The sequence below is a fragment of the Ktedonosporobacter rubrisoli genome (genome assembly GCF_004208415.1).
GTDB lineage: Bacteria > Chloroflexota > Ktedonobacteria > Ktedonobacterales > Ktedonobacteraceae > Ktedonosporobacter > Ktedonosporobacter rubrisoli.
Genome location: NZ_CP035758.1, coordinates 9,965,198 through 9,984,224, shown reverse-complemented (window position 1 = coordinate 9,984,224; position 19,027 = coordinate 9,965,198). Strand labels below are relative to the sequence as shown.

The window sequence follows — 19,027 nt, the reverse complement described above, 5'->3', positions numbered from 1 at the left end:
AGCTAACAACGAGCCAGCCCTTGCAGCTTTAAAGTAAACGCTTGACCATGCCTCAAACCTGCGTTATAGTAGATTTCATTATCTGGATCGAAGAGAGGGAAGTAATGACAGCACATAGTGAGGTACAACCTATGGCCGCATCTCAGACAGAAGACATTTATGAATATCTCACCTTACTTGTAAAGCAGGCGATAAGAACGTATCTTGAGAAAGAACAGATTGAATTTGATATTGAACAACTTCCTATAGATTTGCGTTTCTCAGCACAAGCAAGTTTCGGTGACTATTCCATGCCAGTCATGTCATGGGCCGGTAAGAAGAGATTGGGTCGCCCACCATTGCCCATCGCGGAGGCGCTGGCAAATATATTACGCACGCTCAATAGCAGCGCCATTCAGGAGATTACAGTTACCAAACCGGCATATATTAATTTTCGCCTGAATCGTCCAAATATAGGTAAGGCTATTATTGAGCGAATACTTGAGGCTGGTCCCGATTTTGGACAAAACGAAATCGGCATAGGCACAAAAGTTATAGTCGAACATACAGCCATCAACAGTAATAAGGCTGCTCATGTAGGCCATCTACGCAATTCTTGCATTGGCGATACAGTTGTACGCATGTTACGTTCGCAGGGCTACACAGTTGAGGCCGAGAACTACATTGATGATTCCGGCGTACAGGTCGCCGATGTCGTTGTGGGCCTTAATCTGCTCCAACAAGGGAAGCTAGAGTTGCCCGGTGGCAATGATATGTTACCCGGCGAAACTTTCGACTATTATTGTTCGCGCATCTATGTAGCAGTCGGCAAGGCATATGAAGAGCAACCGGAGCTAAAAGATCTGCGTCGAACAATATTGCACGCAATTGAGCAAGGTGAGGAACCCACTTCTGGCCCCGATTATCCTGCCCAGGCCTCAGATCTCTCACGCCAGATTGTACAGGCTCATCTCAAAACTATGTCTCGTTTGAATATATCCTACGATTTGCTGACCTGGGAATCGGCCATCTTGCATGCGGGTCTATGGCAGCATACATTTGAGATGCTACGCCAGCGTGGCCTACTAGAGAAGCCCGAGACTGGCCCGGCTGCTGGCTGCTGGATACTGCCCTTTGGCGATGGAGAGGCACAGAATAATGAGGAAAACGAGCGCATGCAGGATAAGATCCTGGTCAGAAGCGACGGCACAGCTACCTATACGGCCAAAGATATTGCCAATCAGCTCTGGAAATTTGGTCTGACCGATGACCCGGCGATAGGCGTGCAGTTCCACTATGCGTCCTGGGGCATACAACATGACGGACGCAAGCTCTGGACAATGTTCACTCCCCAGAGTAAGCCGGGGACAGCCAACGAAAAAGGCGATCCCAAAAAGTTTGGCCACGCTAAGCGCGTGATTAATGTTATCGATGTGCGCCAATCCTACACACAGCAGGTTGTCTATGAAAGTTTGCGCCGCCTTGGCTACTTAGAGCAAGCCGATAATTCAAAGCATATCGGCTACGAAGTCGTGACGCTCTCCAGGGCAACCGCCGCGCGCCTGGGCATCGACACATCAGACGGGCGCGAATTCTATGCCATGTCGGGGCGCAAGGGCATCGAGATTAAGGCCGACGATCTGATCAATACAGCGATTGAACGCATGCGCGAAGTACACAAGCAGACTGGGAAGCCTGATCTTCCCGAGGAGACTACTGCTGCTCTTGCGGCATCTGCCATCCGCTACTTTATGGTCCGCTTTAATCTGCAGCAGATCATTACTCTGGATATGGATGAGGCAATTCGCCCCAGCGGAGATACTGGGGTCTATATCCAATATGCCTACGCGCGGGCCAATAGTATTCAGCGTCGCTTGCAAGAAGAAGGCTATGCTATACCTGAGCATCTGGAAGTGCTGCCGGAGCAACTTGAGCAGAGCGAGTGGGAACTGCTACGCCATATTGACGCTTATCCACGTCGCCTGGCCGAGGCCAGTGAGCAGCTTGCTCCACCGTTACTGGCTTCCTACGCCTATGATCTGGCCGCCCATTTCACCGACTTCTATGAACATACAACGGCGATAGTTAAAGAGACAAACGAGCACGTGAAGGCTTTCCGAGCAATACTAGTGGTGGCTACGATCCAGGCCATGAATAACGTGCTACGCGTTATGGGCTTTGAACCATTAGAGCGCATCTAAGCCCGAGCCGGATCTCTTAAACAGGTGCTGAAGCGATACAGCAAAAAGCCGTGTATATGTAGCCAGTTTGCTGATCACTACGTATAATAAAAAAACAGAAATACTAGTCAGGATTGTTTTATGGGAAAGGCGGACGAGCTCGCGTTTCCTAACGCGATGCGTACAATTCAGGATTTTCAGGCGTTTCATCGCTGGTTGGATGAGAAGAATAGCTTTAATACTGATATCTTTCTCAATATGACGTTGCTCAGCGGTGAAGTGGGAGAAGTTGCGCAAGTTTTGAAGAAAGTACACTGGCTCACCGAGTCTGAGCGCACTTCTGGGGAGCCGGCGATCCCCATTGAGGAGGCGCTAGCGCAAAATCGGGAAAACCTGGGTCAGGAGCTAGCAGATTGTCTTGCATACATCTTTAAACTGGCTAACTATACCGGCGTTGATCTTCAGGAAGCTTATCTGCAGAAGATGGAGACTAATATGCATCGTACCTGGAAGGTGAGCAAGCAAGAAGACGAGCCTGCAAAGTAAGCGATTTAATGGCTCTAGGAAATCAATAGGCGACGGGAACTGAGGAAAAACCTATCTTTGTCGTTACAAGGAGCGCTTAATTCGCCAGGGAAGGTGCGCTTCTCTCTCGTTTGCCAATTATCAAGGAAGTTACAGAGCAAATCTACACTTGTCGGCAAATGGGACGAGGGGCAGCCATTTAAGCCAACCCCTCATCCCTGAATTTCTCCACTTGGTCTATAAGCTCCTCAATATAATGGCTATAGGAAATCTAATGAGAAAGCTGCCGACTAATTTCAGCGCTTAGCTGCTCTGTGGCCTGCCGTGATGCGCCGGCAAAATCATCGCCATGGGAGGCATAGATAATTCCGCGCGATGAATTAATAATCATGCCCCAGCCTCGGCTATCTTTACCAGCTGTTACAGTGGCCGCAATCTCACCGCCCTGCGCTCCAATGCCGGGAATGAGAATTGGCATATCGCCGATCAGCGCACGCACCTTTGCCAGATCTGCAGGATACGTCGCCCCTATAACAAGCGCACAGTTTCCCTGAGCATTCCAATCGCTGGCAATATGCCGAGCCACAACTTGATAGAGCGGCTCACGGGCCTCGCCAACTGGCAGATCCTGAAGCTCTCCGGCCCCAGGATTTGAAGTCTTGGCCAGAACAATAATACCTTTTTCCTTGCGCTCTAGGAAAGGCGCAAGTGCCTCTTTGCCTAAATAGGGATGTACGGTAATCGCATCTACCCCTAAATGATCAAAGGCAGAGCTCACATATCCATGATTGGTGCTACCAATATCTGCGCGCTTGGCATCAAGTATAACCGGGATTGCCGCATAGCGCTCTTTGATATAGCGCACGGTCCTGGCCAGCGCGCGCAATCCATCCTCGCCCTGAGCTTCGTAAAATGCGCTGTTGGGCTTGTAAGCACAAACCAGATCATGCGTGGCATCAATGATCTCACGATTGAACACAAAGATGGCTTCTTCAACAGAGCCTGCCCGTTTCGCTATTGCAGGCAAGCGTTCATAGTCGGAGTCAAGGCCCACACAGACAAATTTGCCCTGTTGCCAACGCTGTTCTAGCATACCTATAAATGTAGTTGCTTGCGCCTTAGCGCCTGCCTCAGAAGAAACCCTTGTCATAGCTACTTAATCCCCATCCTGATATGATAGCTGAAATAGAAAGACCATTGTTTCTCGCCAAGCGCGTTATGAACGCTGGCTTTAAAGCGATCAAAGCCGATCTCCTCTTCGCGCAACCCACGCTGTAGATATTCAGCGATATAGTTACTTAAAGCCAGGCCGACAAAGCGTTCGGCATTCCCCTCCTCTACGTGATGCACCAGTATCTCCTTGGTGAAGCGAAAATGGCCGCTAGCCTGTATGCGCGCGAGGTGTTCATGTTTGGGCCATGATTGCACATTGCGCCCAATGCCCAGTTTGTTCCGAATTTGCTCAATGCACTCTTCTAAATCAGCATAGGCCTGTTCCGCTTGCCAATTCACGGTTGGCGGCCAGTCATAGTCATAAGCCGCAAACAGTCCACCAGGGCATAAGATGCGCGCAATCTCGGCAAAGGTTGATGCTGGCTCCATCCAGTGTAAGGACTGCGAGCAGGTCACAATATCAGCGCTGCCATCGGGAAGACCGGTTTGAGAGGAAATGCTGCTACGAAACTGCACATTAGCAATGTTCTGCTCATCCTTATGTATTTCAGCCCGGCGTCTCATTTCATCATTTGGCTCAATCCCTACCACGCGCTGGGCTCTGGGAGCCCACAACAAGGTTGATAGACCGGTCCCGCTTCCCAGATCTACAACAAGCTGCGGCTTTGACGTATGAGTCAATTGCGTAAATAGATCAAGGATGACGGCCGGCGGTCGCGGGCGAAACTTATCGTATTCCTCGGCCCTGCTATTCCAGATGGCAATATTTTTTGCAATACCTGTATCCATGGATCAAACCTCTCTATCTAGCTTAGCTCTTCCCATAGCACGAGCATCCCGGGATAAAAAAGATGAAAGAAAATTTGCTAGCTTGTGGCTGAGCATAATCTGCTTCTCGCCAGGAATGCCTCTCTTTCTCGGGCGAGACATTCCTGTTTCGCTTATTTTACCCCTCGTGTCGGCTCTTACTAGAACCTAACGCAACTATGATAGTATGCCACAGACTCAAGTTTATTAGCCAACTGCCTTCTGGCGAGCCAGGAAGGCTCTGCCCTTGCCCAGCTCCGTATTGATAGGAACCTGCTGCTGACAGAAAGGACATTCGCTCTCGCTATAGGTCTGCAGCGTAATTTTGATGAGCGTATGGATCGGCACATCGCCAACGTCGGCAGGCTGCACATTCCCGCGATTACATAAGGCGCTCAAACCCACAACATTCCCTCCCTGCCGGCGGACAAGATCGATTACCTGGCGCACGGAGCCACCTGTTGTGAGCACATCTTCTACCACGAGGATATTCTTGCCAGCGATATGCTTGTCGTAGCCACGCCCAAAGAAGAACTTTTTATCTGTGCCATCTGCGCCCTTCTCGGCATAGACAGATAGCGTCTCGCCTAAGCTGCGGCGCACATTGAGGGCGTGGGCAACCCATTGCGAAAGGACAATACCACCCAGCACAGGCCCAACCACTACATCGATCTGCTCCGCCTCAAAAGGTTGAGCCAGCATACTACAGAGCTGTGCGATTACTTCTGTATGCAGATAAAGGGCATCTTTATTGATATAGACCGAGCTATGGCGCCCAGAGCTATACACAAAATGGCTATCGCTGATCACCGCACCTGCATCGGCAAAGATCTGCATAATCTTTGGATCATTCATTCCACTATCTCTCTGTCTCTCAAGCTCTGACGATCCACTTACCTTGCGGATCGCCGACAATTTCACCATGCTGATAGGTTAGTGCTCCGCGCAAGAAAGTCGCCTGTGGCCTGCCAACAAGTTCCATTCCTTCATACGCTGACCAACGATTCTTGGTAAAGAGATCGGCTTTGCGCACCGTCCAGGATTGCGCGGGATCAATCACGACAAGATCAGCATCCTTACCAGCCACCAGGCCGCCTTTCTGGGAAAAATCAAAAATGGCGGCGATATTCTGCGAGCATACCTGGGCAATACGCACCAGGCCTTCCTCCAAGGTAGCCTGTCCAAAGTGCTTGATCCAGTTGGTAACCATGACTGGAAGGGTTTCCTGGATGCCCGGCATGCCCGAAGCAATTTCCCATACGCTAGCCTTCTGCTTCTCGGCCAAAAGATGCGGCGTATGCTCGGAAATGACTGCATCGATTTTCCCTTCGCGCAAGAGCTGCCACAGCTTCTTTTGCTCTTCAGGGGTCCGTAGCGCTGGGGCTACATTGATCAGGTTGCCATAGCGTTCGTAATCCTGCGTGTGAAAGGCAAGCTGATAGGCAGCAATCTCGCCATGCACATCAACACCAATCTTACGCCCAAATTCTACTGCCGCGAACTCCTCAGTGGTTGAGAGGTGCAACAGGTAGAGCTTCACGCCAAACTGGCGGGCCAGAGCAATCATCTCCAGGGCCGAGGTTAGCACAACCGAAAGATTTCTTGCCTCGCTCCATACGGCAGGATCGTTCCGCTGTAGCTCATCGCGATACTTATGCGTAAAGTAATTGACAAGTTCCTGGTTCTCTGCATGCAGCAGGGCCATAATCCCACGCTTGCCCAGAATCTCAAAGATCCGCGCGATATCGCTCAAGTGCGGAATGGTGGTAGGCGTTGTTGCATGGCCCGCCGTGAAGATTTTTACGCCAGTGATCAAGCGCTTTTCGATCCGCTCCAATTCGCTAATATCTTCGACGGCAGTTCCCATATTAATGGCGAAATCGCAATAGGAGCGCCCGGTATAGCGCTTGAGCTGCTCTTTTACACGCTCAACAGTCGTCGTTGGTGGCCTGACGTTGGGCATATCAAAGACTGTGGTATAGCCACCGGCCAGGCCCGCACGCGTGCCATGCGGTATATCTTCTTTGTGTTCGAGGCCAGGTTCGCGGAAATGCCCATGCACCTCTATCAGGCCGGGCAGAATGTACTTGCCCCGAAAGTCAAGCACATTCTCTTTTCCCTGTACATAGCCTTCTTCGATCTTTACGATCTTCCCCTCGGCAATATGCAACGTACCGGCCACGACGCGATCAGGCAGCACCAACGATCCAAGCAGGGTTGAAGATGAAGACACGATTATTTCCTACTCTTTCACAGGAGGCGCAGTCCTCGTCACTAACTTACCATCACTATTCTGCTTAATATAGATATTCTTCTCCCAGGCCGGGTCCATCTGCGGATAGTCTGAGCGATAGTGAGCGCCCCGGCTTTCCTTGCGCTCCAGCGCGGACTCGACAATCACCTCGGCCACACGCAGCATATCCTGAATTTCCAGGCTTGCCTGCAATTGCTGGGTATTCTCGGCGTAAAGATCCTGCGCCTGCTGGCGTAGCTGCGTAAGTTGTTGCCGAGCCAGCTTGAGCTTCTCTTCATCGCGAATGATACCGACGTTATCCCACATTACTGCCTTAATGCTGCTCAACATATCAGTTGGCTTCACGCCTGCCTTTTTGTGGAGCAGGGCTTCCATCTGCGCAACTTCGCTATCGATGGCCTGCTGCGTTACCTGGGGTGTCGAGACGTTTTGGCAATAATCGGCGGCCCGCAGGCCCGCACGCCGGCCAAATACCTGGCCCTCAGCGATAGAATTACCACCCAGGCGGTTGGCTCCATGAATGCTTCTAGTTACCTCACCTGCAGCGTAGAGGCCCGGCACATTTGTCTCTCCCCACTCAGTAATGGCATAGCCACCCATCATGTGATGCATGGAATGTGAGATCTCCATCATCTGCTTGCGAATATCGATACCCACTTCCATATGCTCGGCAAAGACATCTGGAACCAGCTTTTCTACCTTACCTTCTTCCCAATGGGTCACGTCGAGATAGACACCCCCGTGTTCGGTACCACGGCCTTCTTGAATCTCCTGATAAATTGCGCGGGCAACCTCGTCACGCCCGGCCAGTTCAAGACGCTGGGGCTGATAGCGCTGCATAAAGCGTTCGCCAAGCCTGTTTTTGAGAATACCGCCGTTACCACGCACCTTTTCTGTCACCAGGGTTCCCCGCTTCTCGGGCGGATAGGCCATGCCGGTAGGATGGAATTGCACCATCTCCATATCAACAAGTTCAGCGCCAACATCGAGTGCCCAGGCATAGCCTTCACCAGTGTTGCTGGGAGCATTGGTATTGACCTTGTACATGTTGCCACCACCACCTGTGGCAACGATGGTAGCCTTTGCCTGCACTACTTTATACTGTCCCGTCTGATTGTCGATTAGATAAGCTCCGACAACTCTATCGCCCTGCTTGATCAGCCTGATCACATAGTGATTCTCAAGGAATGGAACCTGTAGCCTGTGTACTTCAGCCAGCAGGCCGCGCATCATCTCGCGCCCGGTATAATCGCCGGCACACAGGTTCAAGGGAGCCGATTGCTTGCCGCCAGCCCAGGTAAAATAGGTTCCATCGGGCAAGCGGTCAAACTGCACGCCATAGCGCTCAAGATCGTGCACGCGATCCGGCATCTCTTCAGCAAAAATCCTTGCCAGTTTATAATTATTGATATACCAGCCACCATTGATGGTATCATCGAAGTGCATCTGGGGAGTGGCCGGGTCCTTAATTGCTACGTTGATGCCGCCCATGGCCCAGCCCGTGTGGGCATCCTTAAGCTGCTCCTTGGCAATAACCAGAACTTTTACGCCCGCCTCAGTCGCTGCGATAGCCGCGCGCAAACCCGCTCCACCAGAGCCAATGATCAGGACATCAGTATTTATTCTTTCCACAGTCGTATTCGCCGACATATTCATCTCCTTATTGTACACACTCTGCAGAGACCCGCGGCAATCAGGGGAGCCAGGGGTCTCTGTATGCATGATACGCTCTTTGCTCTAGTACTCGTTCCAGGATTTGATAGGAATTGTCGCCAGGTCTTTTTCTACTATCGCCTTCGCAAACAGCCGCGCTTGCTTGATTTTGGTAAACAGCTGAATGTTGTGGTCAATCGCAAAGCGGCGCATGGCGTAATCGTCATCCACTTCCTTCTGCACGTACCTGTCGACAATATTGATTGCCAGGTCGATCTTCCCATCGCGGAAGTAGGTAAGAATGTTGGGCGAACGCTGCTCATGTATTTTATAGAGCATGGTTGCTTCAATATCATGAGCCCGTAAGAACGCGCAGGTCTTTTCGGTAGCATAGAGCGGAATGCCCAGTTTACTGAGCAACCTGGCGCTCTCCAGGAACTTCGCCTTTTTATCGTCTCCTCCCAGACTGATAAAGATACCTTTCTGCGGGATACTACCTCCAGTGGCGATGATGGCTTTTAGATAGGCCTCTTCTACATCCTCGCCAAAGCAGGCAACCTCCCCTGTTGAAGACATCTCTACACGCAAAACCGGGTCAGCCCCGGAGAGACGAGAGAACGAGAACTGAGGAGCTTTCACGGCGGTAAAGCTGAGTGGTGAAAGAGTGACGGCCGGGACATTTTTCTCAAAGAGGGCATCGACAAAGATATCGATAAAATTGACTCCTGTTACCTTCGAGATAAACGGGAAGGTACGCGAGGCGCGCAGATTCACTTCGATCACATAGGCTTCGTTATCCCTGGCAAGAAACTGCATATTAAAGGGTCCGGTGATCTCTAGCGCTTTAGCCACAGCATGGCCAATTTCTGTGATTCTCTTGCGCGTCTGCTCATTGATCGTCTGCGGCGGCAGGACAATCGTGGCATCGCCCGAATGGACGCCGGCATTCTCGATGTGTTCCGAGATGACAAAGGCCTTGATCTCGCCGTGCTGCGCCACAGCATCGAGCTCGATTTCCTTGGCCTTCTCAAAGAATTTAGAGACCGTCACAGGATACTCGGGCGAGACTGCGGCAGCTTCGCGCGTATAGCGCTCTAGCTCCTCCTGCGTGTAGCAAACATTCATGGCACTACCGGAGAGCACATAAGACGGGCGTACAAGCACTGGATAGCCGACGCGCTCGGCAAAGCTGGTAAGGCCGCTAAGATCCACAAAGGAGTCCCATTCCGGCTGACGGATGCCCAGCGAATCCAGCAACTGCGAGAATTTGCTGCGGTCCTCTGCGCGATCAATATTGCTGGCATCTGTGCCCAGAATGGAGAAGCCATAGCGCTGGAGAGCTTTAGCCCGGTTATTTGGCGTTTGTCCTCCTACGGATACGATGACGCCATAAGGTTCTTCAAACTCGCAGATATCGGCGATGCGCTCGAAGGTAAGTTCTTCAAAGTAGAGGCGGTCCGAAGTGTCATAATCCGTCGAAACAGTTTCAGGGTTGCAGTTAATGACCACAGTGCGCTTCTTGTGCTTTTTGAGCGCCTCTACCGTGCTGACGCTTGTCCAGTCAAATTCGACAGAAGAGCCGATTCGATACGGTCCAGAGCCAAGGATGGCGATACTTGAGGCTTTCAAGGCCTCAACGTCATGATGCTGTCCGTTATAGGTCATGTAGAGATAGTTGGTATCTGAGGGAAATTCGCCGCTTAAGGTATCGATCTGAAACACCCAGGGCGTGATACCAAACTGTTTGCGCTGCGCGCGAATCTCCAGCCCGCTCTTGCCGAGCAGCTCGCCAATGCGCTTATCCGAGATCCCAATCTGTTTGAGGGTCAGGAGACGAGATGCGGAAAGCTCTGGCTCGGCCTGTACAGCCTTTTCCATATCGACAATAAGCTTGATGCGCTGCAAAAACCAGGGATCAATTCCTGTAATCTCAGAGATCTCTTCAACCGACATACCCTGACGCAGGGCCAGAGAGAGGGCAAACATACGTTTAGGCGTCGGCCTATAGAGGTAACGGTCAAGAATGTCTTGCGCAGCAATATTCTCTTTATCGAAAGCCTTTTCTGAAGTCACACCCTCAAAATCCAGGTCAAGCATACGAATAGCCTTCTGAAAGGCTTCTTCAAATGTGCGCCCAATGCCCATAACCTCGCCCACTGACTTCATGCCGGTGCCGATCGTCTCATCAACGCCCTTAAATTTATCAAGGTCCCAGCGCGGAATCTTGACGACAAGATAATCAAGGCTTGGTTCAAAGCAAGCTTGCGTCACGCCCGTTACGCGATTGGTCAGCTCAGTGAGAGCATAGCCTAGCGCCAGTTTAGCCGCGACATAGGCCAGCGGATAGCCGGTAGCCTTGCTGGCAAGGGCTGAGCTGCGCGAGAGGCGCGCATTGACCTCGATCACATAGTAGGCCGAGGTGCGGGGATCAAGGGCGAACTGCACATTACATTCGCCCACAATGCCCAGGCTTCTGACAATCGCAATCGAGGCGGCTCGCAACGTGTGATATTCATAGTTGGTAAGTGTCTGGCTGGGTGCCAGAACTATGGACTCGCCGGTATGAATCCCCAGCGGGTCCATATTCTCCATGTTACACACTGTTACACAATTATCGTAGGCATCGCGCACTACCTCATATTCCACCTCTTTATAGTGATGCAGATATTGCTCGATAAGCACCTGAGGAGCAAAGGCCAGCGCGCCGGTAACAATCTCTTTCAGCCTCTCTCTATCCTTAGCAATCCCAGAGCCCTGGCCACCAAGGGCAAAGCCAGCGCGCACCATCACCGGGAAGCCAATCTCTTCGCCGATGCGCAAGGCCTCTTCCAGCGTCTCGGCGCTGTGGCTTTGGGGCGTAGGAATATCGATGCTGTGCAGATGCTCGGCAAACTCCTGGCGATCCTCGGTCAGGATAATGGCCGAGACAGGCGTCCCTAGAATGCGCACATTGTACTTTTCCAGCACGCCGCTCTGATGTAGAGCGATACCGCAATTAAGCGCGGTCTGCCCTCCAAAGGAGAGCAGAATACCGTCTGGGCGCTCTTTGGCAATAATTTTTTCGACAAAGAAGGCAGTCACCGGTAAGAAGTAGACAGTATCTGCCAGCAATTTCGAGGTCTGAATAGTTGCGATATTAGGGTTAACCAGGACGGTCTTGATACCCTCTTCGCGCAAAGCCTTCAAGGCCTGAGAGCCTGAATAATCGAATTCTCCCGATTGCCCAATCTTGAGAGCTCCCGCCCCCAACACCAACACTTTACGTAGCTCGCTTGTCACCTTAGTTTCCTGCCCCTTTCACTTGCTCCAGGAAGTAATCGAAGATCCAATCGGTATCCACAGGTCCCGGTGTCGCCTCTGGATGGAACTGTACAGAGAGAAATGAATCACGCACATGGCGCATACCCTCATTGCTGCCATCATTTGCATTGACAAACCAGGGAGCAAAGTCAGGAGGCAATACGCCAACGGCAAAGCCATGATTCTGAGTTGTAATAAAGCAGCGCTTTGAGTCTTGCAATAAGCAGGGCTGATTCTGACTTCTATGCCCAAACTTTAACTTATACGTATCCCCGCCAGCTGCCAGCGCCAGCAGTTGATGGCCCAGACAGATACCCAGCGTCGGGATCTTGCGCTCAAGGGCTGTCTTGACAGTTTTAATAGTTTTCTGGGCCAATTTTGGATTGCCCGGACCATTGGAGATGACAATGCCGTCAAAGGTAAAGTCATTGCCCGGCGCAAACAGGTCCCAATCCCAGGGCACTGTGATCACCCGTACATTGCGGGCCAGCAGGCTACGTTTGATATTGCGCTTGGCCCCGCAATCAATCAGCACGATAGTTTGCTCGCCCTGGCCCTCGCGTAAGACCTGCTTTACCGAGACCTGTTCAACCAGGTTGACAGCGTTGGGATCATAGAAGGGAACATCGCGCTCAAATATGATCTTGCCAAGCATTGAGCCATGAGTGCGTATATATTGCGTTAGCAAGCGCGTGTCTTTCACCTGCAAGCCAGGAATTTTCTCACGCTTTAACCAGGCTCCGAGCTCCATAGTAGACTGCGCATGCGAAGGCGTATCGATATAATGCGAGACAATCAGTCCCGCAACATGAATTTTATCATCTTCCCATCTTGAGCTATCAGGTACTCCATAGTTCCCAATAATTGGATAAGTCATAGCCAGAATTTGTCCGGCAAACGAGGCATCGGTCAAAGACTCGGGATAGCCGACCATACCAGTGCCAAAGACAACCTCACCAGCCATAGACTTCTCATACCCAAATGAAGTTCCTTCAAACGTGGTGCCATCCTCCAACAGCAATTTACCGCGTCGAGGGTAGGGCTTAATATTGAGAATTCCCTCACTTACCACTTGATCTTTCATTTGCAATTGAGTAGATGTAACGTTAGCTTGCATTGTTTACCTTTCTCCGCTTTGTCCAGGTTAGGCTCTTCCAAGAATAAGCGTCAGCAGTGCCATACGCGTATATAGTCCATTTCGGATTTGTGATCTCAGATACACGGCTCGCTCGTCCTTATCAACTGCCGGATCAACCGAATTGACGCGAGGTAGCGGGTCCATCAGGATCATGTCTTTGCTTGCATACGCGTCTAATAACTCTGGCGTGACCACAAACGAGCTCTTCATAACTTCCTGATATTCCTGCAACGAAGCCAGGCGCTCTTTCTGCACGCGTGTCCAGTACCAGAAGTTACAATCTCGGGGTATCTCCCTTTCGCTAGTTATCTCAATAATTCTTAAGCCGCGCGCGCTAAGGCTCAGGAAATCGTCTTTGGCGAGCTGGAGCTGCCGTGGAGCAAGCAGATAGACTGTGTTGTTTTTGAACAGCGAGAGCCCACGCATGAGCGAATGTAATGTCCGGCTGTTGAGTACATCCCCGGCGAGCAAGCCGGTAAGATTATCGAGCCGACCAAATCTCTCATATAGGGTATAGAGATCCAAGACCGTCTGAGTTGGATGCTCATTATTGCCATCGCCAGCATTGACCACTGGCACAAAGCTGGCGGCATCGGCAGCCAACATTGCCGAGCCGGCTACTTTATGGCGCAAGACCAGCGCATCAGAATAGGCCTCGAAAACGCGGATGGTATCTTCAAACGATTCCCCCTTATAGACTGAGGAGGTGGTTTCTGGATTTTGCAGCTCAATCGTTTGTCCTCCCAGCCGCTTGATAGCAGAGGCAAACGAACCAAAAGTTCTACTGGAAGGCTCGAAGAACAGGAGAGAGATAACAAAGCCCTCCAGTAGCCGCGATGCCTCATTATTGAGAGCAATCTGCTTCATTTTGTGGGTCAGAGCAAATACCACCTGCAGATCCTCTGCCGTAAACTGATCAAGCGAGACAATATCCTTTCCCTTGAAACTTCCATTGATCATAGCAGGCTCAGTATGTGGATAAACTGCAACTTGACTCATAGAACCTCCAGTATGTTTTACAGCCACCTGATAACAACGACAGCTTGACAGGTCATCCTTTTCTTCCACGCTGCTCCTCTATGTGATCCTATGTCTCTTGAATATGCAGGGAGCGACCTTCGCCTGACCACACTGTTGGGAGAGGTGGAGACCCTTTACGTCAAAAAAAAATTCCTCACCCCTGAATCAACGGGGTGAGGAAAAAATATAATCTTTTAAAAAAGCACCGGGACCATCCTGCCTATGGATGAGACGAAACTTCTTCTGCATTATTCTGTTTAACGTCTGTATCCAGTAAGTTGATGCCATGAGGATGCCGTGCCTTTTCCGTTTTGTGAATTTGTCGGGAACGCATTTCAAATTGTTAAGAGTATACCTTCAGATTTAACAAAAGTCAAGGGCAATCGGCTAGAAATTAGGGGAAGGGCAAGGCTTACGGGCAGAATGAAGAGGTCCCGCCAACCCCTGCTGAGGTCTGGCGGGACTCTGATTATCCCAAAACTTTATTGAACAATGAGGGCTGTCACATCGAAAATCAGATCAGCATTGGGTGGTATGCCCTGTGGGGGTTGGGAACCATAAGCCAGTGCGGCCGGGATAAAGAGGCGTCTTGTGCCGCCAGCCTTCATCCCTACCAGACCCTCATTCCAGCCTTTAATCACCTGCGCTTGCCCTAAAGGCGCCACAGTGAAAGGCTGCCCGCCATGATCATAGCTGCTATCAAACTTCTGCCCGTTGCTAGCAAACCAGCCTGTATATTGCACGGTAACGGAGCTGCCAGCTTTAGCCTCGGGTCCTTGTCCCTCTTTAACATCAATATACTTCAAGCCATCAGCCAGGGCTTTGGGTGTACCAGTCACTGTAGGAGGAGTGGCAGGGCCGGCAGAAGGTATGGGAGAACCTGCAGTAACAGTGGACATTGCCTTTGAGATAGCAGTTGCGGAGGCCTGCGCGCCAACAGTTGCCGTGGCGTTGGCAACCACGCTAGCGCTGGCATTAGCGGCTGCCGTCGTGGTTCCTTCGACGATGGCAGTTGCGGTCGCATGCTGATTCTTAACTTTATCGGCGGCAGCCTGCTGTCTGGCAGTATATTGCTCATACTGCCAGAAGCCAATTCCAGCCAGCGCGACTACAATAACCAGAGCAACAGTGGCAGTGATGATACGCTGTCTACGTAAACGGCGCTCCTGGCGTAACAGGCGCTCTTTCTGGCGCTGCCCAGGCCGATTACTATGCTTTGACATCGAATTATTCTGATCCTTTAGCGTCTGTGGTGGCATGGATAGAAATTCTCCTCTGGTGTAGAGTGGAATGATAGCAGGTTGAGGTTACCATCATTTTTCTATTCTGGCAAGGGGTTAAGGATTTCTTGAATTTTTCTGCCAGAATTACCGCTTGTGTATACCTTGATTGCTGTTACTCTTTCCTACCCTTACTGCTCTCGACACTTATATAGAGTTGTGCTACAATAGCATCCAATAATGAAGAACAGTATCAGACAACCTGATACGACATACACTGTATATCCTCTCCTACAAGTATATCTACCTACTCTGTGTTCTGGCACGAGCAGGTATAGTCAATAAATATATACTACAGGTCCTCATACATAGAAGGAGGCAGCATGCCATCTCAGGGATACGTGCGGTTCCCTACCATTTTCCAGGACAGGATTGTATTTGTTTCTGAAGATGATCTCTGGCTTGTATCAAGCAGTGGTGGACGTGCGGAGCGTCTTACAGCCGGTACAGGTAGAATCAGCTATCCCCGCTTCGCGCCCAATGGTCAATTGCTTGCCTTTGTTGGACGCGAAGAAGGCCCAAGTGAGGTTTATATAATGCCTGCACCTGGCGGTCCCGCGCAACGTTTAACCTTCCAGAGCACCTCAAGCTGCCGGGTAGCCGGCTGGTCTCCGTCTGGAGAGCATATCCTCTATGCCAGCAGCGCTGGACAATTCACTACTGGCTACAAAGTTATCTATGCGATAAGTCCACAAGGCGGCCAGCCCCAGCAGCTCCCCTTCGGCATGGCTAACGCCATCTCCTATGGGCCGCAAGGCGGAATCGTCCTCGGGCGCAATAGCGAAGAGCCTGCATACTGGAAGCGCTATAGGGGTGGCACTGTAGGTCATCTCTGGTGCGATACGCGTGGTGATGGAAACTTCGTGCGGCTCCTACAATTGCGCGGAAATATTGTCGATCCATGCTGGGTTGGAGATAGGATCTATTTCCTTTCCGACCATGAGGGAGTGGGTAATGTCTATTCCTGCACTCCACTTGGGACTGATCTCCGCCGCCATACACAGCAGCAGGATTTTTATGCACGCCACCTCTCCACAGACGGGCACAGATTAGTCTTCCAGGCTGCCGCCGATCTCTATCTGTTTGATCCCTATGCCGATACGGTACAGCGCGTTGATATAACCCTGCCCAGCCAGCGCGCCCAACTCAGCCGCAAGTTTGTCTCGGCCACTTCGTACCTTGATACGTTTGAGCTCCATCCACAGGGCTATGCCCTGGCGCTCACGACGCGTGGCAAAGCCTTCACAATGAGCAACTGGGAGGGAGCCGTCTTACAATACGGCGAGCCCGATGGTGTGCGTTACCGCTTCCTACAGTGGCTCTACGATGAAAAACGGTTGGTGGCTATCTGCGACGCACCTGGCCGAGAAGCATTGGTAATTTTCGATCCAGAGGAAGCCGGCGAAGCAAAGCAGCTTGCCGATATTGAGCTTGGCCGTGTTGTTGAGCTAGCCGTCTCACCGGCAGATGGGCTTGTGGCTGTAGCCAATCACCGCAACGAGCTACTTATCGTCGATGTGAGGTCCGAACAAGCGGCAGTCCTCGATCATAGTGAGTACGGGCTCATTGAAGACCTGGCCTGGTCACCCGATGGACGCTGGTTGGCCTATAGCTTCGCTTCCACTAGCCAGAAGCGCGCAATCAAGCTAGGGTATATGGAGAGCGGCGAAACGTACTTCGCGACCGAGCCAGTTTTACAAGATATCTCGCCATCCTTTGATCCCGATGGGAAATATCTCTACTTTTTAGGCTACCGCGCTTTTAATCCCGTGCGCGATTCCTTGCAGTTCGAATTCAGCTTTCCGCGCGGCATCCAGCCCTATGCCATCACCTTGCGCAAAGACTTGCGCTCCCCTTTTACTCCCGAATCAAAGCTCTTGTCAGATAAAGAGGCCTCCGGCAGAAAGCGCAACGCCGAGGGAGAGGCAAGCGAGAATGGCAACAAGAGCAATGGCGAAAAGGAAGAGAAGGGCGATGAAGGGAAAAAGCCGCGCCCGCTGACTATTGATCTTGAGGGTATCACCGCCCGAGCCATCCCATTCCCAATCGGTGAGGGCCGCTACCGCGCTATCTGCGGCATACGCGGCAAGGTGCTCCTGCTGGCTTTTCCGCTGCAAGCTACGCTCTCTAACGAGACGCGCGACAAGGGCTGGATCGAGAGTTTTGATCTTGAGACGCAGAAGAACGAACGTCTTATTGAGAACGTTAGCGATTTTCGCCTTTCGCGCGATGCGAAAACACTTCTATATCGCACACGCCAGCGTTTTCGGATCGCCAAAGCCGGCGAGAAAGTCCAAAGATCCGAGAATAACGATCATGCCGGCCGCGATACTGGCTGGCTTGACCTGGGTCGTATAAAAGTCTCTGTCCAGCCGTCAGCGGAATGGAAGCAAATGTTTGCCGAGGCCTGGCGGCTCCAGCGTGAGCAATTCTGGGATGCCGATATGTCCGGGATTGATTGGGACGCCGTGTACGCACAGTATGCGCCGCTGCTTGAGCGCGTTGGCTCCCGCTCAGAGCTCTCTGATTTGCTCCATGAACTGCAAGGTGAGCTCGGTACCTCGCACGCCTATGAATATGGCGGAGAGTATTATATCAGCCGTTACTATCGCCAGGGCTTTCTTGGCGTCGATTGGACCTATGATGCGGCGGCACAGCGCTATCGTATCGGTCGCATCGTGTACGGTGATCCCTCCAATAAAGAAGAGACCTCGCCACTCATGGCCCCAGGCCTGCAAGTCTCGGTAGGCGATGCGGTCCTGGCAATTAACGGTCAACGCCTGAGCCCTCAGCGCGGCCCTCAGGAGCTCCTGGTCAACCAGGCCGGCAACGAGGTGCAACTTACTATCGAGGAGGCCGGCACACAAGAGACACGCGTCATCACTAGCGCTACGCTCTCGATTACGCAGGAGAATGCGGCCCGCTATCGCGATTGGGTCGAACAGAACCGGCGCTTTGTGCACGCTCAATCACAGGGCAAAATAGGCTACATACATATTCCCGATATGCAAGCAAGGGGCTATGCTGAGTTTCACCGCAGCTATCTTAGCGAATACGATTATCCAGCCCTCGTTATTGATGTACGCTGGAATGGGGGAGGAAACGTTTCGGGGCTATTGTTAGAAAAGCTGGCGCGTCGCCGCCTCGGTTACACCTTTTCGCGCTGGGGCCAACCAACTCCCTATCAACGCGAAGCGCCACAGGGACCCATGGTCGCGCTTACCAACGAGCATGCAGGCTCCGATGGGGATATCTTCAGCCATTGCTTCAAGCTTATGAAATTAGGGCCCCTCATTGGGAAGCGCACCTGGGGCGGCGTCATCGGGATTATCCCACGCCATCGGTTAGTCGATGGAACCAGCACCACGCAGCCGGAGTTTGCTTACTGGTTCAAGGATGTAGGCTGGGAGATAGAAAACTATGGGACCGATCCAGATATCGAGGTTGATATCGCGCCGCAGGATTATCAGCGCAATGCAGACCCACAATTAGAGCGCGCGGTCCAGGAGGCTCTACGCCTGCTTGAGGAAGCTCCACCTTTGAAACCAGAACCAGGCGAGAGACCGCGGCGCACTCGTCTGGCCTACCTGGAGCAGCTAGAGCTTCCTTTAGAGCCGGAGATTTCTTAAAGCCAGCATTCCTTATCAAGAAAAGCAACAAAGTGGGACCGGGAGCTCTAACTCTCGGCCCCGCCTATATCTGTGCACTACCCCGCTGA

The 19,027-nt window shown here is 51.8% G+C and carries 12 protein-coding genes; 3 read left to right on the top strand and 9 right to left on the bottom strand.

From position 1 onward, the window contains the following. Positions 1 to 104 precede the first annotated feature (104 nt). Together EPA93_RS42750 and EPA93_RS42745 are read left to right on the top strand one after the other, a co-directional pair. On the top strand, positions 105 to 2,180 hold the full coding sequence (locus tag EPA93_RS42750; RefSeq protein WP_165423772.1) for an arginine--tRNA ligase: 2,076 nt from the start codon (positions 105 to 107) through the stop codon (positions 2,178 to 2,180). Between the two features lie 120 nt (positions 2,181 to 2,300). Beyond that, on the top strand, positions 2,301 to 2,705 hold the full coding sequence (locus tag EPA93_RS42745; protein ID WP_129893409.1) for a MazG nucleotide pyrophosphohydrolase domain-containing protein: 405 nt from the start codon (positions 2,301 to 2,303) through the stop codon (positions 2,703 to 2,705). Positions 2,706 to 2,955: 250 nt separating this feature from the next. Here the strand turns inward: EPA93_RS42745 and pyrF are convergent, their stop codons facing one another. From pyrF to EPA93_RS49385, 9 genes are all read right to left on the bottom strand, one after another. After that, positions 2,956 to 3,834 carry an orotidine-5'-phosphate decarboxylase gene (gene pyrF, locus EPA93_RS42740; RefSeq protein ID WP_242527248.1) on the bottom strand — a complete coding sequence of 293 codons (879 nt, stop codon included), beginning with the start codon at positions 3,832 to 3,834 and terminating at the stop codon, positions 2,956 to 2,958. A gap of 2 nt (positions 3,835 to 3,836) precedes the next feature. Next, positions 3,837 to 4,646, bottom strand: coding sequence for a class I SAM-dependent methyltransferase (locus tag EPA93_RS42735; protein WP_129893408.1), 810 nt, complete (start codon positions 4,644 to 4,646; stop codon positions 3,837 to 3,839). Between the two features lie 225 nt (positions 4,647 to 4,871). After that, the gene (locus EPA93_RS42730; RefSeq protein ID WP_129893407.1) at positions 4,872 to 5,519 is read right to left on the bottom strand and encodes a phosphoribosyltransferase family protein; all 648 of its coding nucleotides are present in this window, start codon (positions 5,517 to 5,519) and stop codon (positions 4,872 to 4,874) included. 19 nt (positions 5,520 to 5,538) lie between these two features. Next, the gene (locus tag EPA93_RS42725; protein WP_165423771.1) at positions 5,539 to 6,897 is read right to left on the bottom strand and encodes a dihydroorotase; all 1,359 of its coding nucleotides are present in this window, start codon (positions 6,895 to 6,897) and stop codon (positions 5,539 to 5,541) included. A 9-nt stretch (positions 6,898 to 6,906) separates the two neighbouring features. Continuing rightward, the gene (locus tag EPA93_RS42720; protein ID WP_165423770.1) at positions 6,907 to 8,568 is read right to left on the bottom strand and encodes an L-aspartate oxidase; all 1,662 of its coding nucleotides are present in this window, start codon (positions 8,566 to 8,568) and stop codon (positions 6,907 to 6,909) included. Between the two features lie 87 nt (positions 8,569 to 8,655). After that, complete coding sequence (gene carB, locus EPA93_RS42715) at positions 8,656 to 11,850, bottom strand: carbamoyl-phosphate synthase (glutamine-hydrolyzing) large subunit (RefSeq protein WP_129893404.1); 3,195 nt, start codon at positions 11,848 to 11,850, stop codon at positions 8,656 to 8,658. 1 nt (position 11,851) lies between these two features. Beyond that, entirely contained in the window at positions 11,852 to 12,988 is a 1,137-nt protein-coding gene (gene carA, locus EPA93_RS42710; RefSeq protein ID WP_242527247.1) for a glutamine-hydrolyzing carbamoyl-phosphate synthase small subunit, read from the bottom strand. Positions 12,989 to 13,015: 27 nt separating this feature from the next. Then, positions 13,016 to 14,008 (bottom strand): aspartate carbamoyltransferase, encoded by a 993-nt coding sequence (gene pyrB, locus EPA93_RS42705; RefSeq protein ID WP_129893403.1) that lies wholly within the window; start codon positions 14,006 to 14,008, stop codon positions 13,016 to 13,018. A 503-nt stretch (positions 14,009 to 14,511) separates the two neighbouring features. Beyond that, positions 14,512 to 15,288 (bottom strand): FKBP-type peptidyl-prolyl cis-trans isomerase, encoded by a 777-nt coding sequence (locus EPA93_RS49385; RefSeq protein ID WP_207229347.1) that lies wholly within the window; start codon positions 15,286 to 15,288, stop codon positions 14,512 to 14,514. 344 nt (positions 15,289 to 15,632) lie between these two features. On the opposite strand from EPA93_RS49385, the gene EPA93_RS42695 reads away from it, so the two are divergent. Continuing rightward, positions 15,633 to 18,938: a S41 family peptidase gene (locus EPA93_RS42695; protein WP_129893402.1), complete on the top strand. Its 3,306-nt coding sequence runs from the start codon at positions 15,633 to 15,635 to the stop codon at positions 18,936 to 18,938. The last annotated feature ends 89 nt before the right edge of the window (positions 18,939 to 19,027 follow it).

Coding starts and splice junctions, on each gene's coding strand:
- EPA93_RS42750 (WP_165423772.1), top strand. CDS start 105: ATGACAGCACATAGTGAGGTACAACCTATGGCCGCATCTCAGACAGAA.
- EPA93_RS42745 (WP_129893409.1), top strand. CDS start 2,301: ATGGGAAAGGCGGACGAGCTCGCGTTTCCTAACGCGATGCGTACAATT.
- pyrF (WP_242527248.1), bottom strand. CDS start 3,834: ATGACAAGGGTTTCTTCTGAGGCAGGCGCTAAGGCGCAAGCAACTACA.
- EPA93_RS42735 (WP_129893408.1), bottom strand. CDS start 4,646: ATGGATACAGGTATTGCAAAAAATATTGCCATCTGGAATAGCAGGGCC.
- EPA93_RS42730 (WP_129893407.1), bottom strand. CDS start 5,519: ATGAATGATCCAAAGATTATGCAGATCTTTGCCGATGCAGGTGCGGTG.
- EPA93_RS42720 (WP_165423770.1), bottom strand. CDS start 8,568: ATGTCGGCGAATACGACTGTGGAAAGAATAAATACTGATGTCCTGATC.
- carA (WP_242527247.1), bottom strand. CDS start 12,988: ATGCAAGCTAACGTTACATCTACTCAATTGCAAATGAAAGATCAAGTG.
- pyrB (WP_129893403.1), bottom strand. CDS start 14,008: ATGAGTCAAGTTGCAGTTTATCCACATACTGAGCCTGCTATGATCAAT.
- EPA93_RS49385 (WP_207229347.1), bottom strand. CDS start 15,288: ATGCCACCACAGACGCTAAAGGATCAGAATAATTCGATGTCAAAGCAT.
- EPA93_RS42695 (WP_129893402.1), top strand. CDS start 15,633: ATGCCATCTCAGGGATACGTGCGGTTCCCTACCATTTTCCAGGACAGG.